The organism is Paenibacillus sp. BAC0078 (genome assembly GCF_054483875.1).
Genome location: NZ_JBTLRW010000008.1, coordinates 1 through 19,806 on the forward strand (window position 1 = coordinate 1; position 19,806 = coordinate 19,806).

A 19,806-nucleotide genomic window follows, 5' to 3' on the forward strand; every position below is an offset into this window, starting at 1 on the left:
GCCAAAGGTGTGAAGAAAATAGCTGGCGCAGGAGCCAAGGGCATCAAGAGCCTTTTGAAAAGCGGAGCGAAGCTGGCCTCCAAGAGCGGCAGCATGATTATCCGTAACGGCAAAATCGTAATCAAGAGCCTGCAAAAAGGGCTCATGAAGGGGGCTAAGAAGCTCAAGGGCCTGCTTGGCCGGATTCTTGCAAGGTTCAAGTTCAAGAAGTTTAAGCTAGAGCGCAAGGGTAAGCATATTCGTCTGTACGGCGAGGTTAATCCTTGGGTATTGCTGGCTGACGGAACGATCGAAGAAGTCGATAGTCTGGAAGGCAGAAAAGCAGGAATCAGTACCCAGGCTGAACTGGATAAGATCAAGAACTTGACAGACTCCCAAAGAATAGACGTCTATAATAAGGCCATTGCTAGTAAAAACGGTAAAATTGATTTTGATAGTATTAATGAGATGGCTGACGATGTTACTTCAAGAGCTCAAAAAGCAGGGCTTGATTTAACGCCGAAGTCCAGTCCGTATAAACAACTAGGCAATAAGACAAAAAAGAGGTTGGAAGATAAAGTAAAGAATAGAACAATAACAAAAGAAGAATGGAGACGACTTGAGTGGAACAAAAGACTTGCTTCTAGAAGAGATGAGGGGGTTGAAAATTTCTGGGACCAAGAAAGAGCTAGAATTAGGAATGGTGAGCCAACAACGCGTGAATGGTCAGATGAGCAAATAATTGATATTTTAAATAATAAAGCACCTACTCTAGATGGAAAAACTATTACTGGGCATCATACTTACTCGGTTTCAAAATATCCTCATCTAGCAGATAAGGGAGAGATAATATACCCTGCGACAATTAAAGAGCATCTAAAAAGATGGCATGGGGGTTCATACCGAAAGAGTTTACCAGGTGAACCCATGAATCCACTATTCCCTGAGGAGTTTTAGGTGGAAATATGAAATAGAGGTGAGATATATTGGTTACGTTCTCTTTAGTTCTCGAATCTGATATCAAAGGTACATTATTAATGGCTATCAAAAAAATAATAAATGCTTCACTAACTGAATTAAAAAATAGTATTACTGATAAGAAACCAATAGTGGTTGTAAACCGCCGAAACAAAGAGGAAATGGACAAGATGAAATATTTAGTTGAGGCACTATCCACTAATCAAGTCACATTTAGGATTCTAAAGCATACCCCAATGGGAACTGAAGAGCTAACACCTGAAATGTTCATGAACAGTTTTGAACTGTCACGTCAAATTGCTGAAGAGAGGGAACGAATAGACGCAATTTTAATAGAAGAGGATGAAGATTGACCACTCCTGAACTTGATGACTTTCATATACTTTTTTCATATTTGTCTCACAAAATTCCCGTATCCAATTGTTATGCTTAAATCACTTCAAAGGAAGAGGTGGTATAAAATGAATAACAAATGGACAAGAAAAGCAATCGCAGTACTGGCAGTAGTGAGTGTGTTGGGAGGCTCTACAAGCGCATTCGCGGCAACAGCTCCAGCTAAATCGGCAGTTACATCTAAGGTAACCGCACCGGCTGTGAAGCACACGGCAGTGGTTAAATCCACAACAGCAAAGGCACCAGCGAAAGCAGTAGTGAAGACTCCAGCAAAAGTAGCAGTAAAAACACCAGCAAAAGCAGTAGTGAAGACTCCAGCAAAGGCAGCAGTGAAAACACCAGCAAAAACCACAGCAAAGGCACCAGCAAAAGCAGTAGTGAAAACACCAGCAAAAGTAGCAGTGAAAACACCAGCAAAAACCACAGCAAAGGCACCAGCGAAAGCAGTAGTGAAGACTCCTGCAAAAGCACCAGCAAAAACAACAGTGAAGACTCCAGCAAAACCTAAGAAGAAATAAGCACTATATCTTTTGCACTTAAAACAGGTTAACTAACTTCACAGCGTATTCTTTGACTGAGACGGGGCCGCAGGCAGGATTCCCGTCTTTTGTCTTTTTGTGTTACCCTGTAGATATAAGACGCTGATATAGAAAGGCAGAGTGACTTACGGTGGGCAAAATAGTGGTGGTAGACGATGATCTTTTCATTTTACAGTTGCTCTCCGAGTATTTGCGGAAGGAAGCCTATGAGGTGACTTCTTTTTCGAATGGTACAAATCTGGTGGAGTATGTGCGCTCAGATGAGCCGGAATGTCTGATTCTCGATATTATGATGCCCGGGATTGACGGACTTTCTCTGCTTACCGAATTACGTTCGTTTACCGAGATTCCAATTATTATGATCTCCGCGCGGGGAGAAGAAAGCGACCGTATCCAAGGGCTGGAGCTGGGCTGCAGCGATTTCCTGAGCAAGCCGTTCAATCCGCGTGAGCTGGTGGGCAGAGTCAAGGCCATGCTGCGCTTGGTGAAATTGGGGAACAGCACGCCGGGGGAACCCTCCGAGCAGTCCAAGTCTGAGAGTGTATGCCGGGCTGGAAACCTGGAGATTTTCCCTGATTTTCGCAGAGTGTCTGTGAATAACGAGGAAATAAGCCTGACCTCGCGCGAATTTGAGCTGCTGCTGTTTCTGGCGTCGCATATTGAGCGGCCGTTCGGCCGGGAGCAGCTAATCCAGCATGTGTGGAATTATGATTTCTTCGGGGATGTCCGCGTTGTGGACGATCTTGTCAAAAGAATCCGTAAAAAGCTTGCTGAACACGGTTCTTCACTACTGATCAATACGGTCTGGGGCTTCGGCTACAAAGCGACCGTGAGAAAACTATAGATGCGCACCATAAGAGGCAAGATGCTGTTGTCCTTTATTTTGGCGCTTGTTATTACGGTTGGAATTACGGTTGCTCTGTTCGTACGCCTGATTGATGATATCCTGGTGAATCAGGTCAAGGCACAATTACACGGACAGGCGGAAAAAGCAGGAAAAATATTGCGCGATGGCGACATCTCCGGGCTGGACAACACGGAATTCAAATTTGTCGTAAAGGGACTAATGCTGGATGCGGATTACCTTATACTCGACTCACACAATAAAATTATTGATGCGAACGACGACAAGGAAATAGGAACAACTTTGAAATATACACTTTCCGGCCGGCAAGGGATAGCGATATTACACGGTAAAAAATTTCTGTTCACCAAGGAGCCGCTGCCAGGCCGTCCTTATGCTATTTTCATCTATGCTCCGCTCTCCTCGCTCAGAGCCCACTACGGGTCACTGATGAGAACGACACTGCTGTCGATCGGGTTCAGCTTTTTCATCATCCTGGCTATTGGTTTGCTTACCGTATCGAGGGTCGTGCGGCCATTGCACCAGTTAAAGGAAGCGGTGGGGCGGTATGAGCCTTTTCGTTCACCGGATGCTGCTTTTCCAAAGGGTGATACTACGGAGATCGGCGAACTGATTACCACCTTTCAATCTATGTCTGACCGCATACAGCAGCATCAGCGCAATCAGATTGAGTTTCTGCAGAACGTATCTCACGAACTAAAAACACCACTTATGTCGATTCACGGTTTTGTCTTCGCCATTCAGGATCAGGTGGTCACTCAAGAGGAGGGGCTTGAAGTGATCCAGACGCAGTCGGTGCGCCTGATGGAGATGGTGGATAAGCTGCTGCAGCTTTCCAGGCTGGAGGCGGTGGATGAAGAGTGGCCGACATCGGAAATCGACCTTCGCGCTATGGCTGAGGAAGCGGCGTTATTGCTTATGCCGGCGGCGAATGCCCGGGCCATTGAACTGAATGTGGAAGGGGATAGCCTGCACACCGTTGTCGCCGGAGAGCAGTTGTTCCGTGTACTGGTAAATCTGCTGCAGAATGCGGTAAGACACACATCGAGCCAAATCAATGTGCGCGTTGAAGCGGATTTTCCGGGAGCTGAGTGGGCAATACATATTGACGATGATGGCAATGGATTAAGCGAAAAGGAGCGTGAGGTAGTTTTTCAGCGTTTTTACACGGGGGCTAATGGTGTTACAGGACTCGGCCTGGCGATATGCCGCCAGATTGCCGCGAATTTGGACGGCGAGTTAACGTATTCGGATTCCCCGCTTGGCGGAGCACGGTTCAGTTTTATCAAGCATTTCGGGCGATCATCCGGGGCAGGAGGCTAATACCAATCCGGGTCAGACTCGCAACCTCGCGTATTTTGCGTTAAAATTACTGTGGAAACGGAACGCCTGCTGCTTCGGTCAGCGTGGATGTCCCGCATGAGGTACAGCAATTAAGGATACGGGGGAAAAGAAGCGATGAAGGATTTTGATGTGATGCTGGAGAAATATGCGGACCTGGTGGTCAAGGTCGGAGTGAACGTGCAGCCCGGACAAGTGCTGATGATTCATTCGCCGCTGGAAACGGCTGACTTGACCCGGCTGATCGTAGGCAAAGCCTACGAAGCAGGAGCCAAATACGTGCTGGTGGATTGGGACGATGAGAAGGTTACCCGCATTCGTTACGAGAAAGCTCCAGAGGACTCTTTCGGCTATTACCCGCAGTGGCATGCGGATATGCTGGAGGGATTCGCCGAGGAAGGCGGAGCGATATTACATATTAAGGTGCCTGATCCGGAATTGTTCCGCGGCATCGACGGCTCCAAGGTGTCAACCGCAGTGAAAGCAGCAGCGGTGGCACGGAAGAACTATCAGAACTACACCCGCAACAACAGAATTAGCTGGTCGCTGATCAAAGCGCCGACACGGGCTTGGGCGGACAAGGTGTTTGCAGATCTTCCCGAGGAGCAGAGTGTGGAGGCCATGTGGGAGGCCGTGTTCCAGATGAACCGTGTGGGCAGTGAAGACCCGGTAGCGGCCTGGCGCGGTCATATTGCCGAGCTCAAACAATCCCAGGAGCGGATGAATGCCAAACGTTATAAAAGTCTGCACTACCGCGCTCCGGGTACGGATCTGCATGTCGAGCTGCCAGAAGGCCATCTCTGGCGCGGCGGCGGCGGCGAGAATGCAAGCGGCGTGTACTTCGTGGCCAATATGCCGACCGAAGAAATCTATACGATGCCGCATCGCAAGGGGGTCAACGGGACGGTGGCAAGCACTCTGCCGCTCAATTTGAACGGACGGCTTGTGGATGGCATAACGATTACTTTTACAGACGGGAAGGTAACCGCTTATGATGCCAAATCCGGACGGGAGCACCTGACCTCACTGCTGGAAACGGATGAAGGAGCTTCTTATCTGGGAGAAGTGGCCCTGGTGCCGCATGATTCGCCGATTTCCCGGCTGAACCGGATTTTCTACAATACGGGAATCGACGAGAATGCTTCCTGCCATTTTGCGCTTGGCAGTGCATATCCGGTCAACATTGAAGGCGGAACTTCACTCAGCAGTGAAGAGCTGCTGGAGCGGGGGGCCAATGTCAGCTTGACGCATGTTGACTTCATGATCGGCTCCGCTGAGCTCGATATCGACGGTGAATTGGCGGATGGGACCATCGAACCGGTATTCCGCAAAGGGAACTGGGTGCTGTAACCTGCTGTGAACCACAGCGGACTGTACAATTAGGCTGAAAAGGCTGCAAGCTCATCTCAGGGTGGGCTTGCAGCTTTTTTTTGGATTTGACTTACGCACTCAGGTGATTTGAGGGGGGCAATACACATGAATCAGCATGTGATAAGCATTTTGTGCGTATTATTGATAGCTTGTATGTCGGCAACCAGTACTTTTCCACTAATTCTTTTTTATATACATCGTTATGTACCATGCAATATACTAGAAAATGGGTGTGAAAATATTGGAAGAGGAGATTGTTCATGATTCGTAATTTTAAAAGAAAGATGGCACTTTTAAGCATTATTGCCTTATGTATCACCAGTATTATGCCTTATGGTTTTGCGGTTACGAAGGTGGCGGCTTTAGGTTCAGCTCAAGAAGTGAGTTCTTTCCCAACTGATTCAAGGATAGGCAGTATGACAGTAGACGAGCAGAGAGGTTATTTGTACGCAACGATGCCTGAGACTAACGAACTACTGTTTATTAACAAGAATACCATGCAGCTTGTCAAAAAAATCTTTGTGGGCAGCCAGCCGAATGTTATGGAGCTTGTAGACAACAAGCTGTATATTGCCTTAAGGGGCGCAACTTATATCGCAGTTGTCGACCTGGACAGCAAGATGTTAGTTCATTCTATCGCAATCAAAGATCAGCCAGATCAGATTGCTATAGATAGAAATGATCTCTACTATTCCAATTACGATCATGCCAATATACATCATGTTGACCTTGCTTCTGAAACGGATACCATTATCGATACGGAAATTGGTTATGCGCTTCTGGATACTGATCCTCAGTCCCATCAATTGTTTGTGGGATCAGACCACGGAGCCCGGCTTACTGCCTATACCTCGACGTATGGTGAGAAGCTTTGGTCGACGTTTTCAGTAGACAAGTTCGCTAGCTCATTACTGGTTAACGACAGCGATATTTATTATGGTACGCTTCGCATTGATACACGAGACAGAAGAATAATCTCTACCGCTGTGGAAGATATCTTGGCTGTTGACCAAGACTATGTTTATAGCAATTCCAGGATATTCACCAAGGCGGAAGGAACAGCGGTCGCTTCATATGGGGACGGAAACTCGCTATTGGTTGAGGTCGACAATGCTCACAATTTGTACAGTACTGACATATGGGGAACAGCCATTCACAAATATGCACTCGATTTGCCAACTACTCCTCCTAAGGCTATCGAATACAGCAACGGAAAAGATAGAATTACTTTTAATAATAGGCTTAAAGCGTTGGCTATGGGAAAAAACGAGAAGTACCTGTACGCCATATCTGAATACCCGAACAGATTGCTGCAAATAGATACTGAAAGCTTCAAGGTTGTTGCTGACCGTTATATCGGCTCATTGCCTACTGATATTGATATTCGCAATGGTGTTATCTATGTATCACTCAGTGGCAGCAGTCACATTGCCATGATTGATACTCAGAATGAAACTGATTTTATGGCTCCAATTAAGGAGCTGGAAGTTGGAGATATTACTACAGATGTTGCCGCGGGGGTAGGAAAGGTCTATTACACTGATTCGGGTTTCCCTGCGCATGTAGGTGTATTTGATTCTGTGTATACTAATTTGCTGGAGAGATATCAACAACCAACGCTTACTCTAAATCAGGATGCGTCCATGCTGTATATCGGCGGTGGCTCTTTGTCTCAGATGAATACTGCTACAGGTGAAATTTCACTGGATCAGACCAAGTATGGTGATGGAGGAAATAAAGAGATTACAGTAGATAGCGGCTATATTTATTACGGCGCTCACAGATATGCTGAAAATGATCTAAAGAACCTTTACGGAGAATATAAAGAAAACAATTTTTACGCACATTTGTTAACCGCAAAGGATAACCTGGTACTCTCTACCAATGCTTTTTACGACAGGGACACTTTTAAGGAATTATTCAAACTTCCGTTTACATCAAGCTTTGGTTATATTAAAAATGATGGGCAAATTCTTCTTTTGGATTCGGGGAATTCATCTACAGACACTTTACAGTATACTCTGTACCGATTTGACAGCTATGATACCATGAAAAGTGGAATTAAAAATGAATTGCGGCCGATTTCTGCCTCATTTATTGATGAGGATTTCACTCCGCAGAGAATCAGCGGAGAACTAATCATGACACCTGGGGATTCAACACTCGATGTCAGGGGCTATCAAATCAGTTATTATGATGCGGACAATAAGACTGTAGATGGTATATACGATGATAGTTTCTATTCTTTCGAAAAACAGTCAGATGGAACCTACATTCATCAATTGAACAAGAGCATTTCGGCTTCAGTGAAAAAAATAGCCATTATTCCAATGGTATATAAAAACTTCGAAGGGCTCGTACCGCAAATTGATTCTCAACTAATCATTCGTTTATGGGATTATGGTACCTATTATGCGGAAAATCCTGTGCTTGTTGACACTGATTCATCCCTAGCTTCCATTGGCGGTAAAGTAAGCTTTGAGGCTGCTAAAGGAGAAGTTTCCGGAGATCAATATGCCGTATTTTTTGCTGATCAAGATGGAGTTATTGGCGGTCCTATTGGAATAGTTGAAGCTTCCGGTCAAACGAAATATGAGTTGCCAATTCCGATGGGTACAGTGATACCGGACGGTGCATTTACAATCTCAGTGAGATTACTGGATCAGGATGGCAGCATGGCTCCAGGATATTCCCTAGCAGCGATTGGGGATCGAATGACGATTGCACCTGATCCTGATCAAATTACGGTCGTAAATGCACCAGGTGCGGCCGATTCTGTCACGGTTACCGGGCTGAAGCCAGGAGACAAGGTTAAAGTATATTCATACTTTGGAGAGCTCTATGGTGAGAAGGTTGTAGATGCTAACAGTACTAAGGTAGTGTTTAAAGAGTTGAACCTTAATGAGATTATTAATGTAGTGCTCGTTTCGGTTACATCAGTCGGCAAACATGAAAGCTTTTATGTGCTAAAAGAGTACCCATGGAAGGTTGACACGAATGGTGGCAATTCTGGCGGAAGCTCTGGTGGCGGAAGCTCCGGTGGTGGAAGCTCTGGTGGTAGTGGCGGAGTCAGTCCAGGTGGTGGTGGCGGTGGCGCTCTTCCGAGTGTAGTAGCTCCTGTAGCGGGCATCAACACCGGCAAGCTTACTGTTACCGAGGTTAGTAAAAATACTGATGGAACCTCCCTTGCGGCTGTTAAGCTTGATGACAAAGTGCTTGACACTGAATTGGCCAAATGGAGCGGGTCAGCAAATAAGATCGTTTTATCGCTCACTGAAGTTGCAGATGTAAGCAAAGTAACGCTAAGTGGGAACCAGATCCTTAAGATTACTGGAAAAGATAAAGATGCTGTCATACAGATCCAAGGTGCCAACAACGGTTTTGTCGTTCCTGCCGATGTATTGGGATTATCTGCTACAGAAGCGGAGAAAACTAATATTGTCCTCACAATCTCTTCATTAAAAGCTGAGGTGGCTGAGACGGCAAATAAGCTCCTCACCGCACAGAAGATTGTACAGGTGGGCCAGCCATACCAATTCTCCATCACCAAAGAAATCACAGGTGGAGCATCCGTCGAGATAACCAATGCTGACCGCTTTATCGGTCATATCATTACACTTAACAAACCAGCGCAGTCGATAGATTCGCTGTCAGCGGTTATGCTTAATCCTTACTTAGGAGAGATTATTACTGTCCCCGCAGTAATCACTGAAGATGGAGACAAGATTACTGCAACCATTTATCGAAAAGGGAACTCCGTATATTCACTGATCGCCGGAAAGGGCGGCTTTACGGATGTCCCGTCTGCGAACTTTGCCAAAGCAGCCATAGACAAATTGGCGGTGCGCATGGTAGTTAAGGGCTACGATGATGGATCTTTTAAGCCTGACAATCTAGTGACCCGTGCGGAAGCAGCTACACTGCTGGTCAAAACACTGGGGATTGTTCCTTCCTCTGCGCAAACTTCCTTTAAAGATGTAAAGCCGGGAGCATGGTATGCAGGAAGTGTGTCTACTGCCGTTCAGGCAGGTCTTTTTAAAGGTTACACAGACGGCAGCTTTAAGCCTGAACAGACGATCACCCAACAGGAGATGGTAGCTATTATTTACCAGGCTCTTCTGTATGGGGGTTATGTACACAACGACACAGGAAATCTTCAACAATTCGCAGCTTCAGCGGGTTATAAAGTTTGGTCTTCCAATGCTGTAGATGCAATGCTTAAAGAAGGTTTGCTTAAGAGTGAGGATGCATTTGCCATTCAAGCCAATAAACAAACCACACGAGCGGAGAGTGCGGAACTGATTTACCGTATGCTGCGTGCATTGAAGCTGATTTAATTCTGCACATTCAGAAGCTGGCTGAGGTTTCTTTTTTAGAGAGAGCGGTCCCTTCCAAAAGGGGGCAGCTCTCTTTTTTTCACAGACAAGGCGGATTTGAAAAAGCTCACGCATGCCGAATGTTAGTGCGTACTCCGTTCATCACGCTCCCCGTACACCTTATTTAGGAGCATTATTAAATCTGAACACCAGCATATGTCCATTGAACGTCTCGCTGAGCTTTTCCTCATAATGTCCACCGGTATAAGCCGACACGGTTTTACGCCAGAATTTCTGTCCCACAATGTTCTTCTCGGCTGGATTGGTGAACAGCTCCCACTGGCCTTGGAAGCGTTCGAATACCTGCATGGCGGCCTGCTGGGCATAACCAGTGCCTCTGAAGGGCTGGAGCACAAAAAATTCATTCATAAAAAAATCAACTCTCTTCGCGCAGTGGGGCGGGGTTGCGACAAAGGCGAAGCCTGCAGGAATGCCATCAATCCTGAACAGGAAAGGAAACAGCACACCGGGCTTCTCCCACCAGATGCTCTGAACGTCATATTGGTCAGCCAAGGTTCTAAGCTCGGGACTTTCCTCAAAGATCCCATGCCGGTTAAGGACCGTTCCACCTGTAAGCCCATAATGCCCGGACAAATCATGCAGGTAGAGCGGATACAGATTCTTGATGATATAGGCCTCAGCATGAGAGGCGAGGTTAACTTCGATGTTCATTTCAAACCCACTTTCTATAGTATTTGTATGATTCTACTGCAACTTTATATCACGGCAATAAGGCTGAACAAGGGAGAAATCAAGTATAGAAAGAGTTTGGTATAGTAAAAAAGAAAACGTTCCCAAAAATATCATTTACATATATCTGTAAACAAAGTATGATTTGCGTATATTCGGGAACGTTCCCGAAAATCAATGGGAGGGTGATGCTCATGCGCAAATATATTTTGCTCGCAGCAGGCATTGTGATTGTACTAGTAGCCCTGGTTTTCTGGTATCCAAGTAATGATCAGACAGAGAAAGCCGAAGTGGTCAAGGAGACCGCCGCTCCTTCACCAAAGATTGTGGAAACGGTTGCGGAACCAAGCGAAAATCCGGTAGAGGAGGAGACTCCACTAGCCGATTTAGTTGCAGAATATAAAGGGCTGCAGCTTATTGATGCCCACAACCACGGGGCCAGCTTCTATAAATACCGGGGGATGCTGAACACCTGGAAAGAAAATGGGGTGCATCAGGTAGTGCTGTTCGGCAATTCTTCCGAGCCGGCGGCGATTGATACAGATGAGACCACATGGAATGCTTACCAGCAATACCCGGAGCTGATTATACCTTATTTCTCAGGCTTTGACCTGCATGACAAGGGAAGTCTGGAGGTGGTGAAGAGCAATCTGGAGAAAGGCTACTTCGGGCTGGGAGAGGTGGCAGGCGCTTCAACGGCCTCGCCGGCCATGTCCAAGGTGGCGTGGAAGGCCAATGATCCGATGGATGGTTATCTTCCGCAGATTTACGACCTTATCGCAGCTTACAAGGCGCCGATTCTGATGCATATTGATCCTCCAAACGGCATGCCGGTTGAGAAGCTTGAGGAGGCGCTTACGAAGCATCCGGATACGATCATTATTTTCGCCCATATCAATGCGTACAACACGCCGGAAGAGGTCGACCGTCTGCTCGGCAAGTATCCTAATTTGTATGCGGATTTTTTCGCCGGGTTCTCTGTGTATAATCCTGACAGCGGCAAGCATCCTGAACTATATATTCCTGTGATGAAAAAATACCCGGACCGCTTCATGCTCAGCACAGACTCCGGTTATGGGATAGGCGGCGAGGAACAAGCAATTGATGCGATGTACCGGATGATTGAGCTTCTTGACGATCCGGCAATTGCCCGTAAAATCGCCCATGACAATCTCGCTGCAATCATTGAAGCCCAGCCGGCTACAGAGACACAATTGAAGGCAATCCGCAAGCTTGAACGGCAGACCGGCAAGAGTTATGATGAGGCAAAACTGTCAAAGGCCGCAGCCGGCAAAATTTTGGCGGAAGCCGCAAAGGGTGAATAATCAATTGGACATAACGATTCAGCACATCGCCGACAGGCTGGGTTTATCGGTCAGTACAGTATCGAGAGCACTTAACGGCAGCTACGGCGTTCATCCCCGGACAATCGCCCGTGTGCAAGAGGCGGCAGCGGAGCTCGGCTACGTTCCGAACCTTGGTGCGAAGCAATTGGTGACACGCAAAAGCAATCTGGTCGGGATCTTTATGCCTGAGCTGGAATCGGAATCAAATCGCGGTTTTGATGATATTTTTGCCTCCTTACGCAAAGGGCTGCGGTTATACCAGAAGGAGATTCTGATTTTTTCCGTCCCGTTTGGGGAAGAGGAGTATCGGCCTGGCAGCTTAACCGAATGGGTGCGGATGCGCAGCCTGGAGGGGTGTGTGTTCATGCAGCCTTTCGGTAAGGAGCATCCGCTGATCAGAGAAGCGATTAAGCTGCAAGTACCTAGCGTAAATATGGGCTCTGCCGTGGGGCCGCGCTGTTCGCTTGCTGTCTCGGACAATTACGAAGGCGGGAGAATGGCCGGTTCCTATCTGCTGGAGCTGGGGCATGAGAAGATAGGCTACATCAATGGGCCGGAGCATTTAAGCATTTGTGAAGAACGTTATAAAGGCTTTTGTGCCGCTTTTCGGAACGGAACCGGGACCGGGCATGATCCGGCGCTAAAGAGAATAGGAGATTTCAGTGGAGCTAGCGGGGCGAAGGCTATTCTCGAACTGAAGGAAAGCTTTCCCGAGCTGACAGCCGTCTGCTGTGCTAACGATATGATGGCCATGGGAGCGATAATGGAGCTGGCCCGCCACGGAATTTCTGTTCCTGAAGATCTCTCTATGGTAGGCTACGACGGAACTTATTTTACCGCCTATACCAATCCGCCGCTCAGCACAATCCGCCACCGCTTCGAACAGCTCGGAATACGTGCCGCGGAGCTGCTGCTTGAACTGATAAACGGAGGGGCCGGACGCACTCTGAAGGTTATGCCAGAGCTGGTCCGGCGGGATTCGGTGCGTTCGATTTAACTCTATTGAGGGGACACTTTGGCATCTACTGCCGTGTGTCCTCTTTGCCGTTTCTGGAGAAACGGATGCTGCCCTCTTAATATGTGACTAAATTCGACATATTTCTTTTCTGTTCGAACATTTTTTAAGTTACCTACTTGAAATCGCTAACAGCAAGTCATATAATAAGTTTGTCGAAACGATTCGAGTCATGAAAGCGTTGAACTAAAGATACATTTGAGAAAAGAACTCCTTTTCGAGGGAAATTGTAGAAAAAGTAGTTTTTGGTCTCCTTTTCATGGTGATTAATGATAATGAGATCAGTGATCAGTACTTTATTTCACAGGAAAATTCGAAATTTTTTTCGAAAATAATCGAAACGTTTCGATGTAAGGGCTTTATTCATAGTTTTTCAAGTTTGGCTAACACTATAACAGGGGTGACAGAAATGAAGAAAAAAACTGGTATTGTAGTTTCAGCAGCAATGTTGAGCTTGTCTCTGGTCGTTGCAGGTTGCGGAAGCTCGAACTCGAACAACTCGGCATCAGGTGACAGCAAAACATTGAAGGTGTGGTTCATGGGGACAGCCGACACTGTAACACCAATTGCCAAGATGTATGAAGAAAAGAACCCGGGCATCAAAGTGGAAGTGCAGGCTATTCCTTGGGATTCCGCGCATGACAAGCTGCTGACCGCCGTTGCTTCCAAAAACGGTCCTGACGTTGTCCAAATGGGAACAACCTGGATTCCTGAATTCGCGGCTGCCGGAGCTTTGAAGGATATGGCACCTTATATCGAAAAATACCCAAGCATGAAAGCTGAGAACTTCTTCGATGGAGCAGTTCAAACGACTAAATATGAAGATAAGACTGTAGCCATTCCTTTCTACGTTGAAACTCGTGCGATGTTCTACCGCACAGATTTGCTTGGTTCCGTAGGTTATCCGGAAGGTCCGAAAACTTGGGATGAGCTAAAGGACGCAAGCAAGAAGCTGGTAGCTAAAGGCGGCGCAGGACACTACGCATTGCCAATCGAGGCGAAGGACTCCATTTACACTGCAATCTTCGCTTGGCAGAACGGAAGCGACCTGATTGACAGCAACCGTAAGCCGCAGTTCAATCAGCCGCCATATGTGGAAACGATTAATTTCCTGAAGAGCTTCTATGACGAAGGTCTGTCCCCTAAAGGTACCGACCTGGATACTGTAGCTGCATTTAAAGACGGCACGATGGGAATGTTCATCAGCGGTCCTTGGATGATTCAGACCGTAAAAGAAAAAGCGCCTGAAATTGATGGTAAATGGGCTGTAACCACATTGCCTGCTAAGAAAACCAATACTTCTTCCATTGGCGGTGCCGACCTGTCGATCTTCAACTACAGCAAAAACCCTGATGAAGCAGCCAAGTTCATTGCTTTCATGGCTGAACAGGATGCCCAGTTGAAATTCTATGAAACTTCGAACTCTATGCCTGCACTGAAAGCCGCTTGGAGCAATGACGCTCTGAAAGATCCAATGATCCAGGCTTTCGGCAAGCAGCTTGAAAATACCCGTCCTGCTCCAATGGTAAAAGAATATGAAGAAATTGCCCAGGCAGCTATGGCTTCGTTCGAACAGATCACAGTTGGGGGCGCGGATACGCAAACCGAACTGGATAAGCTGAATGCAAAAGCAAATGAGCTTCTAGGCAATAAATAAGATCTGAACGTGATCAGGCAGACTGCCGGAATCTCCTTAGCTGAGAGGTCCCGGCAGTGTGTATGTTCATCCTAGTAAATGGAAGAAAGTGTGAGAAAGCGAAGGGATGTGATTTTGTGAGCTCATTTGTGAAGCAATGGAACAAACATAAATATCCATATATGTTCATCGCTCCGGCGGTGCTGCTGCTGACCGTATTTTCAATCATTCCGATAATTATCGCGCTGGTCATCAGCTTTACCGATATGGATTTGGTGGGGCTTGCGGATTATTCCAATATTAACGGCGTGGGATTTTCGAATTATCTCGAAATTTTTAAAGACCCGGTTTTCTTGAAATCCATGTATAATACGCTTATTTATGTAGCCGTTGGAGTGCCGATGGTTGTGATTGCCTCAATGGCTGTCGCGCTGCTGCTTAATTATGGAACAGGCTGGCTGTTCAAAAGCTTCCGCGTTATTTACTACATGCCCTCCATTACCAACATCGTGGCTGTAGCTGTGGTTTGGGGATATTTGTACAACGGCAGCTATGGATTGTTCAACTATATTCTGTCTGTATTCGGTCTTCCGGCACAGCAATGGCTCCAGGACCCGGTACTCGCGAAATTTTCACTGATATTGCTGGCCTTCTGGAAATCCATCGGTCTGAATATGATTATTTTCCTGGCCGCGCTGCAAGGAATTCCCCGTTCGTATTATGAAGCGGCTGAAATTGACGGAGCAACCGGCTGGAAGAAGCTGCGTTACATTACAGTTCCTTTGCTCGGATTCGCTACTTTCTTTGTGACCATTACGACTCTGATCGGCTGGATTCAATTCTTCGAAGAACCGCTGGTTATGACAAAGGGCGGACCGCTTAATGCAACAATGTCGATGGCATTGTTCATTTACAACAACGGCTTCCAGCTCAGCAAGTTCGGCTATGCGGCATCCGGCTCGTTTGTACTGTTCATCATCATCATCATAGTGACACTCATTCAGTTCGCGGTCAAAAAGAAAGAAGTGGAATACTAAACCTCAGCCTCTGGCTGCGGGTTTTAAGAAGGAGGGAACAAGCATGGCCCTAAAGATGAAAATGGAAAAAGGTGTAATGATCGCCCTGCTTATTATCGGAGGACTCCTGATGATGGTGCCGTTCATTTGGATGATAGGTTCATCCTTTAAGCCTGAAAATGAATTTACCGTAATTCCGCCAACGCTCATACCGAGCCACCCGACCTTTTCCAATTATAAGGATTTGTTCGTGAAGATGGACTTTTTGATATATTTGAAAAACACGCTGATTATCGTGCTGTGCTCGTTTGCAGGGCTGTTCCTGAATGCGATGGCCGGCTATGCTTTTGCAAAGTTCGATTTTCCGGGTAAAAACAAGTTTTTCTATCTGATCCTGGCTACCATGATGATTCCGTCACAGGTAACTATGATTCCAACTTATCTGATCATTAACAAAATGAATTTGGTGAATACGATGGCGGGCATTGTGCTGCCTGGTTTGGTCGGGGCCTTTGCGATCTTCCTGTTCCGCCAGTTTATGTCCACAATCCCTATGGATTTGCTCGAAGCGGCAAGACTGGACGGGGCGGGCGAGCTGCGGATTTTCTTCCAGCTGATGGTGCCGATTGTGAAGCCGGTATTTGCCGTGCAGGGGATTTTGACCTTTATCGGCGCTTGGAACAGCTTCCTCTGGCCGCTGATTATTGCCAATGACGAAAGGCTGTATACACTGTCTGTCGGACTATCCCTGCTGAAGGGGCAATACGGAACCCAGTTCGGGCTGCAGATGGCCGGGGCCGCATTTATGGTCGTGCCGATTATTATCATATTTATTATCTTCCAAAAGCATATCATAGAAGGATATACCATCTCCGGCATAAAATAATATAGAGAAATATACCTGAGGGTCTCGGGAAGGATTGAACAGGATGGCAACGATCAAGGATGTGGCAAAGCTGGCAGGAGTGGCCTTGTCAACAGCTTCATATGCGATGAACGGCGACAGCAAGGTAAGCGCCAAGACTAGAGAAAAGGTGCTTGAGGCAGCAAGACAGCTGAGCTATCAGAAAAATGGCTTTGCCATGGATTTGAAAAGAAGCCGGACCAACACCATTGCTCTAATACTCCGGGATCTGTCCGGTCCCTACTATTCAGAGTTGATCCGCAGTATTCAGGATGTGGCATTATCCAATTCGTATGACCTGATTGCCTGCAGCTCAATGGGCGGCAAAGACTCAACTGCGGTGAAATTTTTGATGGAGAAAAGAGTCGATGGGGCCATTGTTCTGGCTCATAATATAACTGATGAGATTCTGCACGCAGCGGGAAGCAGCCGTTTTCCAATCGTTGTTATGGACCGTTTGATTTCCGGAGAGGGACTAATCAATGTAATGGTAGATGGTGAGCAGGGGGGCTACAGCGCAACCCGCCACCTGATCGAAAAGGGGCATAAGGAGATCGCCTTTGTCAGCGGTCCCGCCAATTCCTATGACAATGCGCTCCGCTATCAGGGCTTTTTGCGGGCCATGCGGGAAGCCGGGCTTGAGGAGAAAACGAAGTGGAAGCTGAGCGGCGGTTTTATCCGCGAGGGCGGATACAAGGCGACCAAGATGATGCTGGTACAGGGGGAGCTCCCGACAGCTATCTTTTATGCGAATGATGAAATGGCTGTAGGCGGGATGAAGGCACTGGAGGAGGGCGGAGTTTCCGTCCCGGATGATATATCGGTTATCGGCTTTGACGATATTCAACTGGCTGAATACATTCAGCCTCCAATGACAACGATCCGCCAGCCAATGTATGAATCAGGCTCGCTGGCTGGACATCTGCTGTTCCAAAGACTGAACGGAGATGCAGTCAATTCGTTCTACAAGCTTAAAATCGAGCTGATTGAACGCAGATCAGTCAAAACCCAGAGTTAATTGGAGAGCCTCTGAATGGAGGCCTTAAGTCTGGAAATTAAGTGAAACGTTTCTTATTATGCAATATATTACTGGTTCCAAAGCTATGATATTAAAGGATTTATTAAGAAGAAACGTTTCGTATTCACTGGGGGGAGTAGCTATGAGTGAGCATTTGTATAACAAATATGTAAAGAACATGACGCTTGAAGAAAAGATAGCCCAGCTTCTGCAGCTTGCAGCCCCTTTTTACGACGAGCCTGGCGATGATTCTGAAATTACCGGCCCTATGGAAGAGCTGGGCATCGGGAACGATACCAAACGTGCAGCAGGTTCGGTGCTGGGGATAGCCGGCGCGGAGAAAATGATGGCCGTGCAGAAAGAACACCTTGCTAGTAACAGACTTGGTATTCCGCTGCTGTTCATGGCCGACATCGTGCACGGGTTCAAAACCATTTTTCCGATTCCGCTGGCGATTGGCTGCTCGTGGAACCCGGAGCTGGCTGAACTGAGCGCAGAGATTGCTGCACGTGAGGCTGCGGTCTCCGGTCTGCATGTCACCTTTGCTCCAATGGTGGATTTGGTACGTGATGGGCGCTGGGGCCGTGTAATGGAGTCTACCGGCGAAGATACTTATTTGAATTCTGTGTTTTCCAAGGCATTTGTGCAAGGCTTCCAGGGCGATGATCTGGAGAACGATCTGACCCGTGTAGCTGCTTGCGTGAAGCACTTTGCGGCTTATGGGCTAGCCGAAGGCGGGCGCGATTATAACACTGTTGATTTGTCGGAACGCCAGCTGCGCGAATATTATTTGCCGGCATATAAAGCGGCGGTAGACGCCGGGGTAGAGATGGTAATGACCTCTTTCAATATTGTGGACGGTATCCCCGCTACAGGCAACCGCAAATTAATGCGCGGGCTGCTGCGCGACGAATGGGGCTTTGACGGAGTCGTCATTTCCGACTGGGCCGCGATCAAAGAGATGATTGCCCATGGTGCGGCGGAAGATGATAAAGAAGCTGCCTTCAAAGCGATCTACAGCGGAGTCGATATCGACATGATGACCACAAGCTATGTGAACCATTTGCCGGAGCTGGTGAAAGAAGGGCTTGTTGATGAGGCTCTGATTGATGAAGCGGTGCTGCGCATTCTGAAATTGAAGGAAAAGCTCGGTTTGTTCGAAAACCCGATGCGCGGGGCAGATCCTGAGCTTGAGAAAAAGATTGTTTTCAGCGATGAGCATCGCCAGGTGTCCCGCAAGCTTGCCGAGAAATCCAGTGTACTGCTCAAGAATGAAGGCATCTTGCCGCTGCAGGCGAACCAGCGGGTCGCGCTGATTGGTCCGTTCGCAGACAGCGGCGATATCCTCGGCTGGTGGTCCTGGCAGGGATCTAAGGAGACTGCTGTGAAGCTGGGAGATTCCATGCGGGCATTAAGCGCGAGCCCGGACCATGTAGTCATCGCGGAAGGCAGCGGTATCCACACCATCAGTGAGTCTCAAAAGGCTGAAGCCATAAAGACCGCTGCGGCAGCGGATATTATTGTTCTGGCTGTTGGCGAAGCTTCGGAGATGAGCGGAGAAGGGGGCAGCCGCAGTGATATCAGACTGCCTCAAGCGCAGCTGGAATTGATCCGTGTGATGAAAGAGCTGGGCAAACCGCTGGCAGTCGTATTGTTCAACGGCCGTCCGCTTGATCTGCATGGTGTATACGATGTGGCGGATGCAGTGCTGGAAGCCTGGTTCCCGGGCAGTGAAGGCGGGGCGGCTCTGGCAGACCTGCTATATGGCAAGGTGAACCCTTCCGGCCGTCTATCCATGTCCTTCCCTTATTCGGTTGGTCAAATTCCTGTCTATTACAATTCTTATAATACTGGCCGGCCTAAGCCGGAAGAAGAAACAGACAACCGCTATATTTCCCAGTATATTGACATTCCAAATGAGCCGCTGCTGCCTTTCGGTTTCGGCCTGAGCTATACAACCTTTGCCTATGAAGGGCTGTCGTTATCCTCAGAGGTTATGGCCCCTGACCGTCCGCTTGAAGTGAAGGTAACGGTAACCAATACCGGCAATATGGCCGGAACGGAAACCGTCCAGCTGTACATTCGCGACATATCGGGAGAGGTAGTCCGTCCGGTTAAAGAGCTCAAGGACTTCCGGCAGGTTGATCTCGCGCCTGATGAGAGTAAGGAAGTTGTCTTCCACATCGAAGAATCACAGCTTCGCTACCATCACAGCGACCTGTCGTTTACCAGTGATCCCGGCCAGTTCACCGTCTTTGTCGGCGCAAGCAGCCGTGATGTGCAGAAGGCAGGCTTCCGGTTAGTAAAATAATGTACAAATGACAGAACATTCGCGGCAT

At 47.6% G+C, this 19,806-nt stretch carries 14 protein-coding genes and 1 pseudogene; 14 read left to right on the forward strand and 1 reads right to left on the reverse strand.

The features are described from left to right. The 7 genes and pseudogenes from ACX1DY_RS16050 to ACX1DY_RS16080 form a co-directional block, all read left to right on the forward strand. Window positions 1-936, forward strand: a pseudogene (locus ACX1DY_RS16050) (hypothetical protein); the annotation flags it as partial. 80 nt (window positions 937-1,016) lie between these two features. Next, window positions 1,017-1,310: a hypothetical protein gene (locus ACX1DY_RS16055; RefSeq protein WP_458965198.1), complete on the forward strand. Its 294-nt coding sequence runs from the start codon at window positions 1,017-1,019 to the stop codon at window positions 1,308-1,310. Window positions 1,311-1,418: 108 nt separating this feature from the next. Beyond that, window positions 1,419-1,868: a hypothetical protein gene (locus ACX1DY_RS16060; protein WP_458965199.1), complete on the forward strand. Its 450-nt coding sequence runs from the start codon at window positions 1,419-1,421 to the stop codon at window positions 1,866-1,868. Between the two features lie 151 nt (window positions 1,869-2,019). Further along, on the forward strand, window positions 2,020-2,733 hold the full coding sequence (locus tag ACX1DY_RS16065) for a response regulator transcription factor (RefSeq protein ID WP_458965200.1): 714 nt from the start codon (window positions 2,020-2,022) through the stop codon (window positions 2,731-2,733). Continuing rightward, a complete protein-coding gene (locus tag ACX1DY_RS16070; protein WP_458965201.1) occupies window positions 2,734-4,077 on the forward strand; it encodes a sensor histidine kinase in 1,344 nt (447 codons plus the stop codon). A 135-nt stretch (window positions 4,078-4,212) separates the two neighbouring features. Next, window positions 4,213-5,445: an aminopeptidase gene (locus ACX1DY_RS16075; RefSeq protein WP_458965202.1), complete on the forward strand. Its 1,233-nt coding sequence runs from the start codon at window positions 4,213-4,215 to the stop codon at window positions 5,443-5,445. A gap of 281 nt (window positions 5,446-5,726) precedes the next feature. Further along, window positions 5,727-9,803, forward strand: coding sequence for an S-layer homology domain-containing protein (locus ACX1DY_RS16080; protein WP_458965203.1), 4,077 nt, complete (start codon window positions 5,727-5,729; stop codon window positions 9,801-9,803). Window positions 9,804-9,962: 159 nt separating this feature from the next. On the opposite strand, the gene ACX1DY_RS16085 is transcribed toward ACX1DY_RS16080, so the two are convergent. Beyond that, window positions 9,963-10,514 (reverse strand): hypothetical protein, encoded by a 552-nt coding sequence (locus tag ACX1DY_RS16085; protein WP_458965204.1) that lies wholly within the window; start codon window positions 10,512-10,514, stop codon window positions 9,963-9,965. Window positions 10,515-10,726: 212 nt separating this feature from the next. On the opposite strand from ACX1DY_RS16085, the gene ACX1DY_RS16090 reads away from it, so the two are divergent. From ACX1DY_RS16090 to ACX1DY_RS16120, 7 genes are all read left to right on the forward strand, one after another. After that, window positions 10,727-11,857 carry an amidohydrolase family protein gene (locus ACX1DY_RS16090; RefSeq protein ID WP_458965205.1) on the forward strand — a complete coding sequence of 377 codons (1,131 nt, stop codon included), beginning with the start codon at window positions 10,727-10,729 and terminating at the stop codon, window positions 11,855-11,857. After that, window positions 11,850-12,875 carry a LacI family DNA-binding transcriptional regulator gene (locus tag ACX1DY_RS16095; RefSeq protein WP_458965206.1) on the forward strand — a complete coding sequence of 342 codons (1,026 nt, stop codon included), beginning with the start codon at window positions 11,850-11,852 and terminating at the stop codon, window positions 12,873-12,875. The genes ACX1DY_RS16090 and ACX1DY_RS16095 overlap by 8 nt, the downstream gene beginning before the upstream one ends. Before the next feature lie 427 nt (window positions 12,876-13,302). Then, window positions 13,303-14,550: a sugar ABC transporter substrate-binding protein gene (locus ACX1DY_RS16100; RefSeq protein WP_458965207.1), complete on the forward strand. Its 1,248-nt coding sequence runs from the start codon at window positions 13,303-13,305 to the stop codon at window positions 14,548-14,550. A gap of 161 nt (window positions 14,551-14,711) precedes the next feature. After that, window positions 14,712-15,566 carry a carbohydrate ABC transporter permease gene (locus ACX1DY_RS16105; RefSeq protein ID WP_458965469.1) on the forward strand — a complete coding sequence of 285 codons (855 nt, stop codon included), beginning with the start codon at window positions 14,712-14,714 and terminating at the stop codon, window positions 15,564-15,566. 43 nt (window positions 15,567-15,609) lie between these two features. After that, a complete protein-coding gene (locus ACX1DY_RS16110) occupies window positions 15,610-16,431 on the forward strand; it encodes a carbohydrate ABC transporter permease (protein WP_458965208.1) in 822 nt (273 codons plus the stop codon). A gap of 43 nt (window positions 16,432-16,474) precedes the next feature. Beyond that, window positions 16,475-17,467 (forward strand): LacI family DNA-binding transcriptional regulator, encoded by a 993-nt coding sequence (locus tag ACX1DY_RS16115; protein WP_458965209.1) that lies wholly within the window; start codon window positions 16,475-16,477, stop codon window positions 17,465-17,467. 142 nt (window positions 17,468-17,609) lie between these two features. Further along, window positions 17,610-19,778 (forward strand): glycoside hydrolase family 3 N-terminal domain-containing protein, encoded by a 2,169-nt coding sequence (locus ACX1DY_RS16120; RefSeq protein ID WP_458965210.1) that lies wholly within the window; start codon window positions 17,610-17,612, stop codon window positions 19,776-19,778. The last annotated feature ends 28 nt before the right edge of the window (window positions 19,779-19,806 follow it).